Origin of the sequence: Modicisalibacter radicis (assembly GCF_900961225.1) — a bacterium.
Classification (GTDB): Bacteria; Pseudomonadota; Gammaproteobacteria; order Pseudomonadales; family Halomonadaceae; genus Modicisalibacter.
This window is the reverse complement of record NZ_CAAHFN010000098.1, coordinates 150,075-167,995: the sequence shown is the minus strand read 5'-3', so window position 1 is coordinate 167,995 and position 17,921 is coordinate 150,075. Positions and strand designations below refer to the sequence as shown.

Below are 17,921 nucleotides of genomic sequence, written 5' to 3'. Positions count from 1 at the left end.
ACGCCCCGGCTCACGAGGCAACGCCCGGTTCCCGCAGCGCGATGGCCTCCGTCACCATGGTCGTCACCGTGGCGCCCACCACACGGATGGCCCCGGCCATGTCGGCGGTCATCGGCGAGGCGTAATTCAGACGCAGACAGTGGCGGTACTTGCCGGAAGCGGAGAACAGCGAGCCCGGCGCGATGCGGATCCGCGCGGCCGCCAGGCGCTCGTTGAGGCGCACGCAGTCGACGCCGGCCGGCAATTCCAGCCACAGGAGGAACCCGCCCTGGGGGTAGCTGACCCCGGTCCCGGCGGGAAAGTGCCGCTTGACCCAGCCGAGCATGGTGTCGCGATGGCGCTGGTACTGGCGCACCATCTCGCGCAGGTGACGCTCGTAATGCCCCTTGGCGATGAACTCGGCCACCGCCAGCTGCGGCAACGTCGCCGACGCCCCGGTGGAGACGTACTTCATGTGCATGGCCTGGTCGCGGTAGCGCCCCGGGGCGATCCAGCCGACCCGCAGCCCCGGGCTCAGCGTCTTGGAGAAGGCGCTGCACAGCAGCACGCGGCCGTCGTCGTCGAACGCCTTGAGCGTCTTCGGCCGCGGCGTGGAAAACGCCAGGTCGCCGTAGATGTCGTCCTCGATGATCGCCACGTCGAAGCGCTGGGCCAGCGCCACCAGCGCGCGCTTGCGGGGCTCGGGCATGGTGTAGCCCAGCGGATTGTTGCAGGTCGGGGTGACCTGGATGGCGCGGATCGGCCACTGCTCCAGGGCCAGCTCCAGCGCCTCGAGGCTGATCCCGGTCTGCGGATCGGTGGGGATCTCCAGCGCCTTGAGGCCGTTGGCCTTGAGGATCTGCATGGTGCCGTAGAAGCTCGGCGAGTCGACGGCGACCACATCGCCCGGCGCGGTCAGCGTGCGGATGGCGATCGACAGCGCTTCCTGGCAACCGGTGGTGATCAGCACGTCGTCGGGGTGCAGCAGGCACCCCGAGGCAGTGACCAGGCGCACGATCTGACGGCGCAGCTCGAGACTGCCGGCCAGCGAGTCGTAGTTGAGCTCGTGCATCTCGGCGTGGCGATGCAGGCCGGCCAGCAGCCGCGAGAGGGGCTTGAGCGTCGCGCTCTCCAGATCGGGAATGCCCCGCCCCAGCATCATGACCCCGGTGTCGCGCGGCATGCCGACCAGCTCGAGTACCTGGTCCCACTGTGATACGTCCAGCGGGCGTTGGGCCGGGCGCGTCACCGATGGCAGCACCGTCGGCATCTGGCTCGGCAGCACGTAATAGCCGGACCTGGGGCGGGCCTCGATCAGTGCCGCGTCCTCCAGGCGTCGATACGCCTCCTGGGCGGTGGACACGCTCACCCGGAAATCGCGGCAGACGCTGCGGATCGACGGCAGTCGAGCGCCGACACCGTACTGGCCCTGCTCGATGCTCCGGCGCAGCGCGGCCGCGACCTCTTCATAGCGCTTCAGGACAGTTTCTCCAGAAAAAATGGTAACCAGTACAGAAGGCGTCGACATTATCGACACAGCCGGTAGAAATCCGCTTCTGTACCGCATTTAATATATTTATCTGAATCTGTATCGCCCATTGCGCAAACCATACCCTGTTTGCAGGCCCAGCAACAGGAGTATCGCCATGCGCCCCGCCCCGCTTCGCCGCCTCATCGCCACGTTACGCCTCTATCGGCGTCGTCATCTCACGCGCCAGCAGCTGCGCGAGCTCGCTCCCCACCTTCTCGAAGACATCGGCGTCACGCCCATCGAAGCCAGCCGCGAAGGCCGCAAGCGCTTCTGGGAAGCATGATGGCGCCTCACCGTGGCCATTCGTGCGCCAGCGGTTGAGCGGTAATCGACCGAGTTGACCGCCTCGTTGCCAGGCGCACTGGCATTCCGCACGAGGCCGGCCTGTCCTTTGTTCGGTCAATTTATCATGATAAATTGACCGGCAGCGTCTCCCCGTTCCGACGCGACCACAACAAGGACAATGCCATGAGTACTCATCAAGAGGCGCTGTCTCAGCGCAAGAAGAAGTGGTACCGGACGGTCCCCGACCCCATGGTGCTGATCTTCATGATCCTGCTGGCCACCTATGCGCTCACCTTCGTGGTACCCGCCGGCGAGTACCAGCGGGTCGAGGAGGATGGCCGCACCCGGGTGGTGTCCGGCTCCTTCGAATACCTGAACGACGTTAGCCCCATCTCGCCCTTCGATATCTTCGTCGCCGTGCCCCGCGGCCTCAACGAAGCGTCGCTCTATCTGTTCATCGTGTTCATCGCCGGCGGGCTGTTTCACATCCTGCAGCGTACCGGGGCGCTCGAGAACGCCATTGGAGTGGCGGTCAACCGCGTCGGGGTCGAGCGGCGCAACGTCATCATCACCGCCGGCACCTTCATCTACGGTTTCTTCGGCGTGGCCGTGGGCTTCGAGAACAACATCGCCCTGGTGCCGATCGCGGTGCTGATCGCCAGCGCGATCGGCTGTTCCAGCCTGGTCGGCACCACCATGGCCGTGGGCGGCATAGGGATCGGCTTCGCGCTCTCGCCGATCAACCCCTACACCGTTGGCGTGGCCCAGGGCATCGCCGAGCTACCGACGTTCTCCGGCGCCTGGCTGCGTACCCTGCTGGTGATCTCGTCGCTGGCACTACTCTCGCTCTATATCTGCAAGTGGGTGGTCAGGATGGACTTCGAGGAGCCCGACGACACCAGGATGATGAGCAAGGCGCTGCACGAGTACCGGCTCTCGGGGCACGACAAGGCGACCCTGGGGGTATTCTTGCTGGGCCTGGCGGCGATGCTGGTGGGCGTGTTCACGCTCGGCTGGTACATCAACGAGATCGCCGGGATGTTCCTGCTGATCGCCATCGTGATCGGCATCGTCAACCGGCTATCGGCCAACGAGATCGTCCGGCAGATGATGGAGGGCGCCTCCAGGGTCACCCCCGGCGCGCTGGTGATCGGGCTGGCCGCGTCCATCCAGGTGCTGCTCGACCAGGCCCAGATCATCGATACCATCGTGCATGCGCTCAGCGGCCTTATTCAGGGCATACCCGGCGCGCTGGCGGCGATCATGGCGAGCGTGGTGCAGGGCGCGATCAACCTCTTCGTGCCCTCGGGCTCGGGCCAGGCGCTGGTCACCATGCCGATCCTGATCCCGGTGGCCGACCTGGTCGGCATGAGCCGTCAACTGATGATCACCGCCTTCCAGGTCGGCGATGGCCTGACCAACCTGATCGTGCCCACTTCGGGCGGCACCCTGGCCATGCTGGCGCTGGGCCGGGTCTCCTACGAGAAGTGGTTGAAGGCCATTCTGCCCTTCATGGTGCTGGTCTACATGCTCGCCTGGGTCGGCCTGGTGATCGGCCACTACGTCGGCTACTGAGCCCGCCGTGACCCTGTCGCTGATCCATGTGCAACCGGCCACCGGCATGGCCGCCGCGCTGACCGCCACCGGCGGCGTGGCGGTGGGCGGCTACGTGCATCATGCCTGGCGCGGGCTGGGCGCCTGCGCCACCCAGGGGCTGGCCACCAACCCCTGGTACCCGGACGATATCCGCGACGCTCTGGCCCGGGGGCGCACCGCCCGCCAGGCGCTTGATCAGGTGACCAGCCGGGACGACGGCGCGACGCGGCGCCAGTGCCTGGTGATGGATGCCGGCGGCCAGGCCGCGATGCATAGCGGCGAGGCCAACCTGCCCGAGGTCGACGCCGAACTGCGCCCGACGGTGGCCGCGGCCGGCAACATGCTGGCCAGCGGCCAGGTCGTCGCGACGCTGCTGCAGCGCTTCCTGAGCCTGACCTGCGACAACCCCGACGCGGCTTGGGCGCGCACCGCCGCGCCCCGCTACCGCGACGGTTACGAATCGCGGTTGCTCGAGACCCTGATCGACGCCCTCGACGCCGCGCTGAAGGCCGGTGGCGACCGGCGCGGTGTGCGCTCGGCCGCCCTGCGAATCGAATCCTTCGACGCCGCGCCCATCGATCTGCGCGTGGACTGGGACGAACGCCCCGTCGAGGCGCTTCGCTCACTCGCCGAACGCGTGCGCGCGCCGGACTTTGCCGAATTCCTCGCCTCGCTACCCCGCCACTGATGCCAGGAGGCACCATGAACGATTCCAAACACTCAGGAAACCTGGGCCAGCAACTGATGGCGCGCCTGGACGAGGCCGCGCAATATTCCCTGCCCGGCGCAGGCGTCACGCGGCTGTTCTGTTCCGAGGAGCACCGCCAGGTGCTGGCGTTGATCGGCGACTGGATGCGTCAGGCCGGCCTGAACCCGGAGCTCGACGCTTCGGGCAACCTGGTGGGCCGCAACGCCCGGGCGCAGGCCGGCGAGAGGACACTGATCCTCGGTTCCCATCAGGATACCGTGGTCGAGGGCGGCAAGTACGACGGCATGCTGGGCGTGGCGCTGCCGCTGCAGGCACTGCAGGCGCTGAAGGACGATGGCGTCGAACTGCCCTACGGGGTCGAGGTGGTGGCCTTCGGCGACGAAGAGGGCACCCGCTTCCAGTCGACCCTGATCGGCAGCCGCGCCCTGGCCGGGACCTTCGACCCCGCCAGCCTGGAGGCCCGCGACGCCGACGGCATCTCCCTCGGCGAGGCGCTCTCGCGTTTCGGCGGCGCACCCGAGCGCATCCCGCAACTGGCGCGCCGTAGCGACGCGCTGCTCGGCTATATTGAGGTGCATATCGAACAGGGGCCGATACTCGAACAGCGCGATCAGGCGGTGGGCGTGGTGACCGCACTGACCGGCATCGAGCGGCACCGGCTGAGCGTCGCCGGCAAGGCCGGCCACGCTGGCACCACGCCCATGCCGGGTCGTCGCGACGCCCTGGTGGGGGCGGCCCGGATGGTGCTGGAAGCCGACCGGGTACTCAACGCCACCGAGGCTTTCGTCGGCGTGATCGGCAAACTCGACGTGCGACCCAACGCCGTCAACGTGATTCCCGCCGAGGTCAACTTCACGCTGGAGCTGCGCTCGCCCGATCCCGACGTCCGGGCCCGGGGCCGCGAGGAGATCCTTGCGGCCTGTCGCCGGATCGCCGCGGACGGCGAGCTGAAGCTGAGCTGCGAGACCACCTACCAGGCCGAGGCGGTGGCCTGCGCCGGGTGGCTGATCGAGGCACTGGAAAGCGCCTGCCGAAGCTGCGGCGAACCCGCCGAGCGGCTGTTCAGCGGCGCCGGCCACGACGGCCTGGCGATGAACGACGTGACCGACATCGGCATGCTGTTCGTGCGCTGCCGGGATGGCCTCAGCCATCACCCCGACGAAGCCATCAGCGCCGAGGACGCCGACCGGGCGACCCGCGTGCTGATGCGCTTTCTTGGCGACCTGGACCCCGCCCGCCCGGCCTGAGGTCTCAGCCGGCCAGGAAGCCGCGCCGGACCTGGGCCTCGTTGTCGTTCATCACCGCCTGGGCCGAGCGCATGTGCTCGCGCATCAGTTCCCGCGCCCGCTCGGCGTCGCCCTGCTCGATGGCATCGATGATCCGGGCGTGATACTGACAGCCGGCCGGGCCGATCCGGTGATCGCCGGGCTCGTAGAGTCGCCGGTAGACGGTAAGGTCGGACAGTATCTGCACGGTGAAGCGGATGATGAACGACAACAGCGGATTGCCGCCGGCCAGTTCCGCGAGCATCTCGTGGAAACGCAGCGAGTCGAGGTGCTGCTGGCGCTCCGCCTCCAGGTCGGGCGCCGTCTCGGCGTAGCTGTGCAGGCTCTCGCGCAGCCGCGCCAGGTCCTCGGTGCCGACCCTGCCGGCCAGCGAGGCCGCCAGTTCGGGCTCCAGGGCCTGGCGGATCTGGTAGATGTCGCGGATCGAGATGTCCTGGAAATAGAAGTAATGGCTGAGCAGTGTGGTGGCCTTCGCCTCGCTCATCTGGCAGACGAAGACACCACCGCCGGGTCCGGTTCGCGTCTGCACCAGCCCCTGGGCCTCCAGGACCCGGGTACTTTCGCGAATGGTGCCCTTGGAGACGTTGAGCGAGGCCATCAGCTCGGCCTCGCCGGGCAGCCGGTCGCCGGGCATCAGCTGACGATCGACGATCCAGCCCTTGATGGTGTCCGCGACGTGGTAGGGAAGACGACGCGATACGGAACCAGCCATTGGTGCTCTCATGCCGACTCGGGGATGCCAAGGGTAAGCCATTCGGACACATGCGAATAGCGTTTCCGGGGCCGACCTGGGCCGCTCCGCGATAACGCAAATCCCCTCCGACACCCGGCCCCGTCGTCACCGCCCCACCACGTTGGCGATGCCGTCCAGTTCCTCGCGTATTGCATCGGGAAGCTCGAGTTCGGCCGCGGCGAGATTCTCGTGCAGATGCGCGACGGACGAGGTACCGGGAATCAGCAGGATGTTCGGCGCCCGGCGCAACAACCAGGCGAGCGCCACCTGCATCGGCGTGGCCGCCAGTCGCCGCGCGACGTCGGACAGCGTCGACGATTGCAGCGGGGTGAATCCGCCCAGGGGGAAGAACGGGACATAGGCGATCCCCTCGCGCGCCAGCTCATCGATCATGGCGTCGTCGTCGCGATGCGCGAGGTTGTAATGGTTCTGCACGCAGACGATCTCGCAGATACGCCGGCCTTCCGCGACCTGCCGGGGCGTGGCGTTGCTGAGCCCGATATGGCGCACCAGGCCCTGACGCTGGAGCTCGGCGAGCGGCGTGAGCGGTTCCTCGATGGCGCCTTCGGCAGGGCCGTGGGTGTCGAACATCAGGCGCAGGTTGACCACGTCCAGCACCTCGAGGCCGAGATGGCGAAGGTTGTCGTGGACGGCCCGGGTCAGTTCCTCGGCCGAGGAGGCCGGCAGCCAGGCGCCCGCTTCGTCACGCCGCGCGCCGATCTTGGTGACCAGGCAAAGGTCGTCGGGATACGGCGTCAGCGCCTCGCGAATCAGCCGGTTGGTGACATGCGGGCCGTAGAAATCGCTGGTGTCGATATGGTTGACGCCCATCGCCACCGCCTCGCGCAATACCGCCAGGGCGGCCTCGCGATCCCGGGGCGGGCCGAAGACGCCGGGGCCGGCCAACTGCATGGCGCCGTAGCCCATTCGGCCGACGCGGCGATCGCCCAGCGCGAAGCTGGCAGGAAGATGCTGGCTCATGGTGTTGCCTCACTCGGTGATTCTCATGGTTGGTGAGATCACCATAAGCGCTGGGCTTTTCCGCGATAATCCCACACAATCCGTACAGGTTGTGCAGGATGGCGAACAATGAACAACGAGCTGGGCGATCTGAACGCCTTCGTGACGGTGGCCCGCGCCGGCGGCTTCCGCGAGGGGGCGCGCTCGAGCGGGGTCAGCGCATCGGGCTTGAGCGAAGCGGTCCGCCGCCTGGAAACGCAACTCGGCGTCCGGCTGCTGAACCGCACGACGCGCAGCGTCGCCCCGACCGAGGCCGGCCATGGCCTGCTGGCACGACTCGGCCCGGTATTCGCCGAGCTGGAGGCCGCGCTGGACGTGGTCAACGTGTTTCGCGACAAGCCGGCGGGGTTGCTGCGCCTCAACGTCCCGGCGAGCGTGACACGGCTGGTGTTGCCGTCCATCGTCCCGTCCTTTCTGGCGGCCTACCCCGAGATTCGCCTCGAAGTCATCACCGAGGAGAGCTTCGTCGATGTGCTCGCGGCGGGCTGCGATGCCGGCATACGCTACGAGGAGCGCCTGGAACAGGACATGATCGCCGTCCCCATCGGGCCGCGCACCCAGCGCTTCGCGGTGGGCGCCGCCCCCGCCTATCTCGAGCGGCGCGGGCGGCCGTCGCATCCCCGCGAGCTGCTCGACCACGCCTGCCTGCGCCATCGCTTTCCCAGCGGGGCGATGCCGCCCTGGGAGTTCGAACGCGACGGCGAGGTGCTATGGATCGACCCTCGTGGCCAGCTGATCGTCGAGGCCGGCGGGGCGAGCGACCTGGCCGTCGAAGCGGCAGTCGCCGGCCTGGGCATCGTCGGCCTGTTCGAGACCTGGCTGGGTCCGCGTTTCGACAGCGGCGAGCTCGAGCCCATCCTCGAGCCCTGGTGGCAGCGCTTCTCGGGGCCCTTTCTCTACTATCCCGGGCGGCGTCTCATGCCGGCGCCGCTGCGTGCGTTCGTCGACTTCGTCAAGTCGACGGGCGCCGCCTGATAGTCACGCCGCCCAAGGCGACACTCATCAAGGAACCCTCCATCGAGGAGCCCATCGCGTGAAACCCGAAGACCTGGAAAAGCTGGTGACCCGCCGGATGCCGTTCGGCAAGTACGAGGGCCGGCTGATCGCCGATCTGCCCGGGCCGTATCTCAACTGGTTCGCGCGGGAGGGCTTCCCCCGCGGCGAGATCGGCCAGCTGCTCGAACTGATGCACGAGATCGACCACAACGGCCTGAGCGACCTGCTCGAACCGTTGCGGCGCAAGCACGCCGAATGACGCCCGCTCAGAGGGTGTTTACAAAGTCGGCGAGCGAAGGCAAGACAAGGCAAAATCGGCCGAAAAAGCGGAGTTTACGAGGGTTAAATGAGCATTTTGAGGCCGATTTTAACGCCGTATTGCCGAGCGCAGACATTTTGTAAACACCCTCTTAGCCGGGGCTGGCCGCCGCCCTCGCCCGCAGCCCCAGCCAGGCGTTGGCGACCAGCGTGACCAGCGTGAGCGCGCCGCCGTAGACGGTGGCGCCGGGCGGGCGTTCCCCGAGTATCCACCAGACCCATAGCGTGCCGAGTATCGCCTCGACGAGATAGAAGAGCGCGACTTCGGCGGAGGGCAGGTAGCGCGTCGCGTTATTGATCAGCGCCGTCGCCAGCGGCATCTGCACCAGGCCCATGACGGCGAGGACGAGGTAGCTGCCGGCATCGAGCCGCAGCGGGGTCGCCATGGGCAGCGCGATCACCGCCGAAACGAGCCCGCCGACGGCGATCAGCGGCAACCTGTCCATCGCGGGAAAACGCCGCAGCAACGTGAGATTGCCGCCCACGGCCGCGGAGGCACCCAGAGCATAGACATTACCCAGCATCCCCGCGCTTTGCATCGAGCCGGCGAAGACGATCAGAAGCCCCAGGGAAGCAAAGGCGATCGCCATCCAGGTGCGCGCCGAGACGGCCTCGTTCAGACAGAAACGCGTGAACAGCGCCGCGAACAGCGGCGCGGTGCTCAGGATCACCACGACGTTGGCCACCCGCGTATGCATGACCGCCAGGACGAACAGCGTGGACATCGCGGCCAGCAGCAACGCCGACAGCAGCGCGGCGCCCTCGTGGCCCCTCAGCGTGGCGAGTCGCCGTCTCCGGCAATAGAGTACCCCCACGGACAGCGCCATCAGGCTGCCCCGCCAGAACACGATGTTCCAGCCGTCGCTCGAGGCCAGGCGGACCAGCAGGCTGTCGACACTCAGCACCAGTATGCCGAACGTGGCCAGCAGCAGGCCGCGACGGTGATCCTGCAGTTCGAGAGACATCGCAGGGACCTCGTTTGACGAGTCGGGGCCACGCCCGGTGGCGCGGCCCCGATGGGTTGGTCGGTCGGCATTGGCGGCACCCGGTGCCGCCACGCCGCGTCAGGCGCCGCTGGAGACGCTTCGCTGCACCCCGGCCCGGCGGGTGCGGGCAACTCGATACCCGACCCCACCGGCGATGAGCAGCATGCCGCCACAGCCGACCGCCAACGCATAGGCGCCCAGCGTCGCCGAATCGGCGACGTCGAAGCGGCTGGCCAGCCCGTCGAGCGTGCCCGCATATTGGTACCACAGGAAGACGCCCACCAGAATCCCCACCACCATGGTGCAGACGGCAACCCGGCGCGTGCCGCGTTCCCAGTGCGCCTGGATGTCTTCGTCCCGGCGATGCAGGCTTGCCCGGTAGTCGCGCTCCGCCTGACTGACCGTGGTCAGGCGCGAGGCCACCATGATGGCCGCCACCGCCGCCGCGGTACTGATCACCACGGGATGCAGGTAGACCGGCAGCACGATCCATTCGGCTTGCGTGGCCAGCGAGAGCAGCAGGTTGCCGACGAAACCGACGATCAGCCCCCAGGCCGCGCCGGCGGCGGTAATCCGGCGGCTCCAGATGCTCATCAGAGCCACCGGCCCCCAGGACGAGGCGAACAGGGTCGCTGCGAACCATACCACGGCCATCACCGCCGGAGGCTGGAACAGCGCCAGCACCAGCGCGATCAGCCCGGCGGCCAGCACCGCCAGCCGGCTGGTGCGCATGGCGGTCTTCTCGTCGCGCGAGGCGGGCAGGATGTCGTTGGAGAGGCTGAAGCCGATGATCGACAGGAAGGTCGAGCAGGACGACAGCCCGGCCGCGAAGACCCCGGTCAGGATGACGATGCCCAGCCAGGTCGGCATCACGTTGAGCGCCGACCAGACCATGGCGTGCTCGGCATCCAGATCGGGCTTGTAGAGGTTGATGGCTGCACCGGTCATCATCATCAGCGCGTAGAAGATCGCCAGCGCCACGGCGGTGAGCATCGCCGAGCGCATCACCACGTGTTCGTTGCGCGCCATCAGGTAACGGCTGGCCTGCCAGGGGCTGGCGGCGAGCACCGCGGCCCAGACCAGCCCCAGCGTCAGCCCCCAGGTCAGTGCCTCGGCGGGTGAGGAGAACGCCGCGCCGTCGCCCTCGACGACACCGTGCCAGAGCGCGATGCCGGGCTTGTCGGACTGGCTCAGCAGCCCTTCGATCACGCCGTGCCAACCGCCCAGGTCGTCGATGATGTAGAGCGAACCGCCCAGCGCGGCCAGCGAAAAGATGACGAACATCACCGTGTCGGTCAGCACCACGCCGGGCGACCCGGAATAGAGGATGAAGCCGGTGTAGGTCAGCCAGACCAGCACCAGCCCCACCCAGTACGGCAGACCGGTGAGCTCCTCGAACATGATCCCCGCGCCCTGCATCACGCCCAGCAGGTAGGCGCCCAGCCCGACCACGGTGGTCAGCCCCGCGATCACCTGCACGCGCCGCGATGCGAAGCGCTTGCCGAAGAACTCGGGCACCGTAAGGGCACCGCTGCGCCGCAGGTAGCGGCCGAAAACCAGCGCGCCCAGCAGGCAGCCCGAGGTGCTGACGGCGGCAAAGATCAGCATGACGAAGGGATACCCGCTGTAGGCGAAGCCGGTCTCGCCGAGGAAGGCGCTGGTGCTCAGATAGCTGGCCACCAGTGTCCCGAGGATGAGAAAGGTCGGGGCGTTGCGGCCGGCAACCAGGTAGTCATCGAGATGCTTGACGCGACGCCCGGCCAGGTGGCCGATGATGAAGTAGCCGAGCAGGCTGAGCAGAATGGCGGTGGTATAGACCATGGCAATAACCGGATTGTGGATTTGTTGGTGTACGCCATGATGCAGGCCGGGGCCGCGCCGATCGTTCTCTCAACGTCACGCCGGAAGGTTTGCGCGACACCGCCCCCTCGGTGAAGCCGGCCCCGTCGAGCCTGGCGTCCAGGCCCCGTTCGACCGTCGATGTCGCGGAGGGAACGCCTGGCGTCGCCATGGGGTCTGCCTCGCCGGGGGCGTTCCATGAAGCTCAGGGATCGATCATTACAATCAAAAGGACCCCCTCATGCCTGGCACCCCCCTGCTTGCGATCGGCCGGCTTCTGAAGCGCTCTCTTGCGACGCTCGGCCTGGCGACACTGGCCGTACCCGCTTACTCGGCCTCCAACATGGATTTCTCGAACGAATACAACGCCAGTTCGATCCATGCCCAGGGCGATGCCTGGTTCATCGACCGGGTCAGGGAACTGACCGACGGCGAGGTCGACATAACCCTGCACACGGGCGGTTCGCTGGGCTTCCGCTCGGCGGATCACTTCTACGCCGTGGCCGACAACGCCGTGCAGATCGCCGACAGCCTGTCCGGCACCCTGGGCGGCATCGACCCCATCTTCCTGCTGTCGTCGCTGCCCTTCGTGGCGGACGATATCGAATCCGCGCACCGGCTCTACGACATCGCCCGCCCCGAATACGCCAAGGTCTTCGAGGACAACGACCAGATCCTGCTGTACGCCTCGCCGTGGCCGGCCAGCGGCATCTGGTCCAAGACCCCGGTGACCGGCATGGCGGACCTCGATGGCCTCAAGATCCGCAGCTACGATCGCAACGGCACGGAAGCCTTGTTGAGCGCCGGCGCCTCGCCGGTGAAGCTGTCCTGGGCCGATGTCGTCCCCCAACTCGCCACCGGCGGCATCGAGGCCGTGCTGACCTCGGCCGAGGCCGGCGCCAACGGCAGCTTCTGGGAACACCTCAGCGACTTCAGCGCCATCAACTACGCCGTGCCGCTCAACATGGTGCACATGAACCGGGATGCCTTCGAAGCCCTCGGCGAGGCCAACCAGCAGGCGGTCCTCCAGGCGGCCAAGGAAACCGACGCCCACAACTGGGAGGTGGTGAAGAAGCGTCTGGCACAGAACTACGCCGAGTTGCGCGAGCACCAGGTGGCCATCCACGATCCCATTCCGGCCGAGTTCCAGGCCGGCCTGGAGAAGGCGGCCGAGCCGGTGGTCGCCCACTGGGTCGAGACGGCCGGCGATCGTGGCCAGCGCATCCTCGAGCAGTATCGTCGCCAAGAGAGCGAGTGATGAAGGCGTCCGACTCTCCTGCGGATGCCAGCGGCAGACCCAACCCCGTCGTCGCGGTCCTGAGCCGACTGTCCAGCGCCCTGGCGGCGCTGGGCGCCGGTGTCGCCATGCTGCTGGTGGTGTACATGCTCGGGCACATCCTGCTCGAGATCGGCCTGCGCCTGTTCGGCCGTTCAACGTTCATCCTCGACGAGTACATCGGCTACAGCGTGGCGGCGATGACCTTCCTCGGCATGCCCTACGCCCTGGAAAAGGGTGGGCTGATCCGCGTGTCTCTCGTCCTGGAGCGCCTGCCCCGTGCCTGGCGCTGGCCGCTGGAACTGTTTGCCAGCGTCTCGGCGCTGCTCGCCTTCGGCTTGCTGGCCCGCTACTGGACGCTGGCCGTGGAACGCAGCTTCGAGCGCGGCATCATCAGCGAGACAATGGCCCGAACCCCGCTGTGGATTCCCCAGAGCGCGGTCCTGCTGGGCTTGTACCTGCTCTGCTTCACGCTCGCCGTGCGTGCGGTGCAGATCCTGGAACAGCGCCGGACCTTCAAGCCCGGGGGACAATGAATGGACACGCTACTCACCGGTGCCGGGGTCATCGCCCTGCTTCTCGGCATCCTGGCCCTGGGCAGTTGGGTCTTTTCCGGCCTGGTCATCGTGGCCATGCTCTCGCTGTGGGGCCTGGGCGACTTCGACGCCCAGCGGATCGGCCTGATCCTCTCCAAGATCCTGTTCCGCGCCGCCAACAGCTGGGAGCTCTCGGCCATCCCGCTGTTCATCCTGATGGGCGAGCTGATCTTTCGCTCCGACATCTCCGAACGGCTGTTCCGGGGCCTGACGCCGCTCACCCGGCACCTGCCCGGCGGCATTCTGCACACCAACGTGCTGGGCTGCACCCTGTTCGCCGCCGTCAGCGGGTCCAGCGCCGCCACCACCGCCACCGTCGGCAAGATAACCACTCAGGAACTGGCCAACCGCCGTTACGATCGCAACCTGTCGATCGGCTCGTTGGCCGGCGCCGGCAGCCTGGGGCTGATGATACCGCCGTCGATCGTGATGATCGTCTACGGCGTCCAGGCCGAGGTCTCGATCAGCAAGCTGTTCATGGCGGGCGTGCTGCCCGGGCTGCTGATCGCCGCGCTGTACATCGGCTACGTGGCCATGCGCAGCCTGATCGACCCGAGCGTGGCCCCCCGCGACGATGACGACACGACCGGCATCGGCCGCGCCCTGGTGAACCTGGCGCCAGTGCTGGGCCTGATCGTGATCGTCCTCGGTGCCATCTACAGCGGCATCGCCACACCCTCCGAGGCGGCCGCTGTCGGCTGTGCCGCCACCCTGGTGCTGCTGCTGGGGGAGCGCCAATTGACCCTCGTTTTGTTCATCGACGCCCTGCGCGGCGCGCTGATCAGTTCGGTGATGGTCTGCAGCCTGCTCATCGCCGCCGCCCTGCTGTCCACCGCCATGGGCTACCTGCACCTGCCGCGCGAACTGGCTGCCTGGATCGCCGCGCAGGGGTTTGCCCCGGTGGCCCTGCTGCTGGCCATGGCCCTGTTCTACGTGGTGCTGGGCTTGTTCCTGGATGGCATCTCGATAACGGTTATGAGCCTGCCGATCACGCTGCCGATCATCGTCCAGGCCGGCTACGACCCACTGTGGTTCGGCGTCTTCCTGGTGATCATGGTCGAACTCGGTCAGATCACGCCGCCGGTCGGCTTCAATCTGTTCGTGTTGCAGGGACTGACGGGGGAAAGCATCGGCCGCGTGGCGCTGGCAGCGGCGCCGTTTTTCGTCCTGATGTGCTTCGCCGCCTTGCTCATCTGCCTCTGGCCCTCGATCGCTCTCTGGTTGCCGACCGTGCTCTCGGGTTAGCCTCGCTGGGACATTGCCGGCCCAACGCGCCAGGGACGATCCCACGCCATGCCGGGTTCACAGCCCTGAAACGGCCAATGCCAGATTGGGCGCCAAGGGCAACCGCGGCAGCAGCGTGGCCTGGTAGGCGTGATAGAGGTCGGGCTTGACGTCGCCCTCGGCCGGGTCGATCGCCAGTTGGCTATCGAGTTCCTGCTGCCAGCCGCCCCGCGCGCGATCGATGAAGGTCGTGTCGACGAAATCCCAGAGTTGCCGATACCAGCGCTCGTAGTGGGCCTCGCCGGTGCGCTGCAGCAAGGCGCCCGCGGCGGCCAGCGCTTCGGCGTGGGTCCAGTGGCGCCGCCGGCGGGAATTGGGCCGGCCGTCCCAGTCCACGGTATAAACCAGCCCGGGGGAGCCATCGCTGGCCCAGCCGTCGCGCAGACTGGCATCGAACAACGCCGCGGCATCGGTGAACAGCCAGGCCGGCGCCGCTCGGCCACGAACTTCCAGCGCCGCTTCCAGGTGCAGCATCAACCGCGACCACTCGAAACCGTGCCCCGGCGTGGCGCCATAGGGGTAGAAGCCGTCGTCGGGCCGGTCGACGTTGTAGTCCGGCCACTCGGACCAGTCGCCGTGGAAGTGCTCGAGGATGCGGTAGTCGCGGGCGGCGGCATGACCATGGATCAGCCGCTCGACGATGGCCAGCGCCCGGTCGAGCCATACCGGCTCGCCGCGCACATCCGCCAGCGCCAGGCACAGCTCCACGCCGTGCATGTTGCTGTTGCCGCCGCGATAGTCGCTCGGCTCGCTCCAGTCCTGGCTGTAGCTCTCGACGAAAGCCTGCTCCTGGGCCGACCAGAAGCGGGTATCGATCACCCCGACGACCTCGTCGAGCAGCGCGGCCGCGCCGGGTATGCCGGCATGGGTCGCGGTGGCGGCGCCCAGGGCGACGAAATGATGAAGATAGCACTGCTTGGTGCGATCGCCCGTCGTGGCGGGATCGGCCGCGAACCAGCCGCCGTGACGCTCGTCGCGCAGCAACCCGCTCAGCGCAAGGATGGCGTGCTCGGCCAGCGCCGCGGCACCCGGCACGCCCTGAAGCGCTGCCAGGGCGTAACTGTGCGCCATGCGCCCGGTGATCATGGTGTCGGCCCCGGCGCCTTCGGGAATCTGTCCGTCGCCACCGAGCGCCGCGAAGCCGCCGGACGCCAGACGCGCCTGTCGATGGAAGTCGAGCAGCGCGAGCCCTTCACGGGTCAGCCAGTAGTGATGAGTGGCGCTATCGAGCCAGCGCCGGGGCTTTGGGTCGTTCTCGTGGGTCATCGTCGAACCTGCCTTGTGTCAACGAGCGAGGCTCGGCCTCGCCTCAGCCATTGACCACGGTACCACCGTTGGGATGGATCGTCTGGCCGCTGATGAACGAAGCATCCTGGCTCGCCAGGAACACGAACACCGGGCCGAGTTCGCTGGGCTGACCGGCGCGCCCCATCGGCGTCTGCTCACCGAAGCCTTCCAGCCACTGCGGGTCGTGGGCGCCCAGGGTAGCGGGTTGCAGCGGCGTCCATACCGGGCCGGGCGCCACGGCGTTGACGCGGATGCCGCGCCCCACCACCTGGTTCGACAGGCTGCGGGTGAAGCTGACGATCGCCCCTTTGGTCGCCGAGTAGTCGACCAGGAAATCGGGGCCGATGTAGGCGTTGATCGAGGCGTTGTTGATGATCGAGTCCCCCTCGCCCAGATGCGCCAGCGCCGCCTTGGCCAGGTAGAACTGGCTGTGCATGTTGACGTCGAACATCCTGCGCCACTGTTCGTCGGGCAGCTCGGCGAGATCCTCGCTGACCCACTGCGTGCCGGCGTTGTTGACCAGCACGTTGAGCCCGCCCAGGGTATCCAGCGTCTCGTCGACGCAGCTCCGGCAGAAGCCGGCATCCGACAGGTCGCCCTCGATGAGATGACAGCGACGCCCTTCCGCCTCGACCAGGCGCTTCGTCTCGGCGGCGTCCTCGGCTTCGCTGAGATAGACGACGGCCACGTCGGCTCCCTCGCGGGCAAAGTGGATCGCCACCGAGCGGCCGATGCCGCTGTCGCCGCCGGTAATCAACGCGACCTTGCCCGCGAGCTTGTCGGCACCCTTGTAGCCGGCGCGGATCATCTCGGCCGGCGGATCCATCGCGGCCTCGCTGCCGGGCAGCGTCTGCGATTGGGCGTGAATATCGAGCTTGCTGGCCATGCTCACCTCCCTGTGGTGCGTGTACGCACGACGACAGGCCGTGCCTGGGCTTAACGTAGACCTTGGTCTACATCACGACAAGGATTCTCCCGCCTCGTGACCGCGAGATAGGAGAATCCTGAATTCTCATTGCGGCGAGTATCTGGTTAGATATCCCTATCCCGCCAAGGAAGGGTGATTTTCAGCGCGGTAGAAAGCACCAAAACCATCGTCTACCAACGTCCCGAGGAGCCACGACGCATGTCCGTGGAAACCTACCTGCTGTATCTGGCGGCAGTTGCAGCTTTCTTTGCAACGCCACCGGACACCAGTCAGTTGCTGATCATCTCGAACAGCATCCGGCACGGCCTCCGTCGAAGCGCTGCCACCATGGCGGGCGACCTGACGGCCAACTGTCTGCAAATGGTGGCGGCAGCATTCGGTCTCGCCGCCATTATTGCTACGTCCGCCAGCGCCTTCCTGTGGATCAAGTGGTTCGGCGTTGCCTACCTGGCATGGATCGGCCTGCAGTTGATCCTGTCGAAGGAGCGCGAGCCCGACGTGCAGGCCAATTCAGCGGACACATCGCTGAGCCTCTTTCGCCAGGGCTTCGTAACCTCCATGGCCAACCCGTTTGCAGTCGTCTTCTTCGGTGCGCTGTTTCCACAATTCATCGATCCCACAATCCCGGTCATGCCCCAGTTGCTTATTCTGGGAAGCACCTACATCGCCATCGACGGGGCTATCCTGGCACTCTGGGGATGGGCCGGCATACGCACGGCATACGCGCTGAGACACTTATCGAGCGGCTGGATAAACAGAGTGTGTGGCGGCCTTATGATGGCGGCAGCGACACTGCTGGCCACCAAGGATTTTCAGCCACGGCGCTAGCTTTCCCCACGCGACACGCCAGCCTGTCTGGCCCGCTCCAACGACAGGCCGAGGCCGGCGACACGGTGATAGCCCTCGCCGCCTATCTCCCATTGCGCGTCCTTCAGGTATTCGGCTCGAACAGCTTGACCTCGCGAATGTCGACGTGCTCCCAAACGTTGCCAGTCATGTAGGGCTCGGTCTCCAGCCAGGCATCCAGCGCCTGGCGGTCCGGGAAGGCGAAATGGGCATTGGAGCCGATCATTCTTCCGTCTTCGCCGAGGATCGCCCCGCCGCTGAGGAAACGACCCTGCTCGGCGAGCCGACGAACGCCCTCCAGATGCGCCTCACGATTGGCCAGGCGTCGCCCGAGCGCGTCCTCGTCGGTGTGGTCGTAAGCCACTACGGCGTATTGCTTCATGTCGTTTCCCTCATGCTTTCTCAATGTCACCAATACTCTAATGG

At 67.0% G+C, this 17,921-nt stretch carries 18 protein-coding genes; 10 read left to right on the top strand and 8 right to left on the bottom strand.

Annotated features, from left to right (window positions below; translation table 11 throughout):
• Positions 1–10: 10 nt before the first annotated feature.
• Positions 11–1,459 (bottom strand): aminotransferase-like domain-containing protein, encoded by a 1,449-nt coding sequence (locus tag HR9077_RS17925; RefSeq protein WP_136068712.1) that lies wholly within the window; start codon positions 1,457–1,459, stop codon positions 11–13.
• A 166-nt stretch (positions 1,460–1,625) separates the two neighbouring features.
• On the opposite strand from HR9077_RS17925, the gene HR9077_RS17920 reads away from it, so the two are divergent.
• The 4 genes from HR9077_RS17920 to HR9077_RS17905 all read left to right on the top strand — a co-directional run bounded on the left by HR9077_RS17920 (position 1,626) and on the right by HR9077_RS17905 (position 5,347).
• Positions 1,626–1,793 carry a DUF1127 domain-containing protein gene (locus HR9077_RS17920; RefSeq protein ID WP_136068661.1) on the top strand — a complete coding sequence of 56 codons (168 nt, stop codon included), beginning with the start codon at positions 1,626–1,628 and terminating at the stop codon, positions 1,791–1,793.
• 185 nt (positions 1,794–1,978) lie between these two features.
• Positions 1,979–3,370: a YfcC family protein gene (locus tag HR9077_RS17915; RefSeq protein ID WP_136068660.1), complete on the top strand. Its 1,392-nt coding sequence runs from the start codon at positions 1,979–1,981 to the stop codon at positions 3,368–3,370.
• A 7-nt stretch (positions 3,371–3,377) separates the two neighbouring features.
• The gene (locus tag HR9077_RS17910) at positions 3,378–4,079 is read left to right on the top strand and encodes a DUF1028 domain-containing protein (protein ID WP_136068659.1); all 702 of its coding nucleotides are present in this window, start codon (positions 3,378–3,380) and stop codon (positions 4,077–4,079) included.
• Positions 4,080–4,093: 14 nt separating this feature from the next.
• Entirely contained in the window at positions 4,094–5,347 is a 1,254-nt protein-coding gene (locus HR9077_RS17905) for a M20 family metallo-hydrolase (protein ID WP_210725964.1), read from the top strand.
• A gap of 4 nt (positions 5,348–5,351) precedes the next feature.
• Here HR9077_RS17905 and HR9077_RS17900 read toward each other — a convergent pair whose 3' ends face one another.
• Positions 5,352–6,098 (bottom strand): FadR/GntR family transcriptional regulator, encoded by a 747-nt coding sequence (locus tag HR9077_RS17900; protein WP_136068658.1) that lies wholly within the window; start codon positions 6,096–6,098, stop codon positions 5,352–5,354.
• A gap of 126 nt (positions 6,099–6,224) precedes the next feature.
• Positions 6,225–7,100, bottom strand: coding sequence for an aldo/keto reductase family oxidoreductase (locus HR9077_RS17895; protein WP_136068657.1), 876 nt, complete (start codon positions 7,098–7,100; stop codon positions 6,225–6,227).
• A gap of 108 nt (positions 7,101–7,208) precedes the next feature.
• Here HR9077_RS17895 and HR9077_RS17890 point away from each other — a divergent pair, with 108 nt between their 5' ends.
• On the top strand, positions 7,209–8,114 hold the full coding sequence (locus HR9077_RS17890; protein ID WP_136068656.1) for a LysR family transcriptional regulator: 906 nt from the start codon (positions 7,209–7,211) through the stop codon (positions 8,112–8,114).
• Positions 8,115–8,172: 58 nt separating this feature from the next.
• A complete protein-coding gene (locus HR9077_RS17885) occupies positions 8,173–8,394 on the top strand; it encodes a DUF3820 family protein (protein ID WP_136068655.1) in 222 nt (73 codons plus the stop codon).
• Positions 8,395–8,545: 151 nt separating this feature from the next.
• On the opposite strand, the gene HR9077_RS17880 is transcribed toward HR9077_RS17885, so the two are convergent.
• Both HR9077_RS17880 and HR9077_RS17875 read right to left on the bottom strand, forming a co-directional pair.
• On the bottom strand, positions 8,546–9,418 hold the full coding sequence (locus tag HR9077_RS17880; protein ID WP_210725963.1) for a DMT family transporter: 873 nt from the start codon (positions 9,416–9,418) through the stop codon (positions 8,546–8,548).
• 99 nt (positions 9,419–9,517) lie between these two features.
• The gene (locus HR9077_RS17875) at positions 9,518–11,260 is read right to left on the bottom strand and encodes a sodium:solute symporter family protein (protein WP_136068654.1); all 1,743 of its coding nucleotides are present in this window, start codon (positions 11,258–11,260) and stop codon (positions 9,518–9,520) included.
• 259 nt (positions 11,261–11,519) lie between these two features.
• On the opposite strand from HR9077_RS17875, the gene HR9077_RS17870 reads away from it, so the two are divergent.
• Genes HR9077_RS17870 through HR9077_RS17860 form a run of 3 tightly spaced genes read left to right on the top strand, consistent with a single transcriptional unit; the run spans position 11,520 to position 14,395 of the window.
• Positions 11,520–12,536, top strand: coding sequence for a TRAP transporter substrate-binding protein (locus HR9077_RS17870; RefSeq protein WP_136068653.1), 1,017 nt, complete (start codon positions 11,520–11,522; stop codon positions 12,534–12,536).
• A complete protein-coding gene (locus HR9077_RS17865) occupies positions 12,536–13,090 on the top strand; it encodes a TRAP transporter small permease (protein ID WP_136068652.1) in 555 nt (184 codons plus the stop codon). The genes HR9077_RS17870 and HR9077_RS17865 overlap by 1 nt, the downstream gene beginning before the upstream one ends.
• Positions 13,091–14,395 (top strand): TRAP transporter large permease, encoded by a 1,305-nt coding sequence (locus tag HR9077_RS17860; protein WP_136068651.1) that lies wholly within the window; start codon positions 13,091–13,093, stop codon positions 14,393–14,395. It abuts the gene before it with no gap.
• A gap of 57 nt (positions 14,396–14,452) precedes the next feature.
• Here the strand turns inward: HR9077_RS17860 and HR9077_RS17855 are convergent, their stop codons facing one another.
• Together HR9077_RS17855 and HR9077_RS17850 are read right to left on the bottom strand one after the other, a co-directional pair.
• Positions 14,453–15,700, bottom strand: a complete 1,248-nt coding sequence (locus HR9077_RS17855; protein ID WP_136068650.1) for an AGE family epimerase/isomerase — start codon at positions 15,698–15,700, stop codon at positions 14,453–14,455.
• A 43-nt stretch (positions 15,701–15,743) separates the two neighbouring features.
• Positions 15,744–16,607 (bottom strand): SDR family oxidoreductase, encoded by an 864-nt coding sequence (locus HR9077_RS17850; protein WP_136068649.1) that lies wholly within the window; start codon positions 16,605–16,607, stop codon positions 15,744–15,746.
• 240 nt (positions 16,608–16,847) lie between these two features.
• On the opposite strand from HR9077_RS17850, the gene HR9077_RS17845 reads away from it, so the two are divergent.
• The gene (locus HR9077_RS17845) at positions 16,848–17,477 is read left to right on the top strand and encodes a LysE family translocator (RefSeq protein WP_136068648.1); all 630 of its coding nucleotides are present in this window, start codon (positions 16,848–16,850) and stop codon (positions 17,475–17,477) included.
• Between the two features lie 103 nt (positions 17,478–17,580).
• Here the strand turns inward: HR9077_RS17845 and HR9077_RS17840 are convergent, their stop codons facing one another.
• Positions 17,581–17,877, bottom strand: coding sequence for a YciI family protein (locus HR9077_RS17840; protein ID WP_136068647.1), 297 nt, complete (start codon positions 17,875–17,877; stop codon positions 17,581–17,583).
• Positions 17,878–17,921 lie beyond the last annotated feature (44 nt).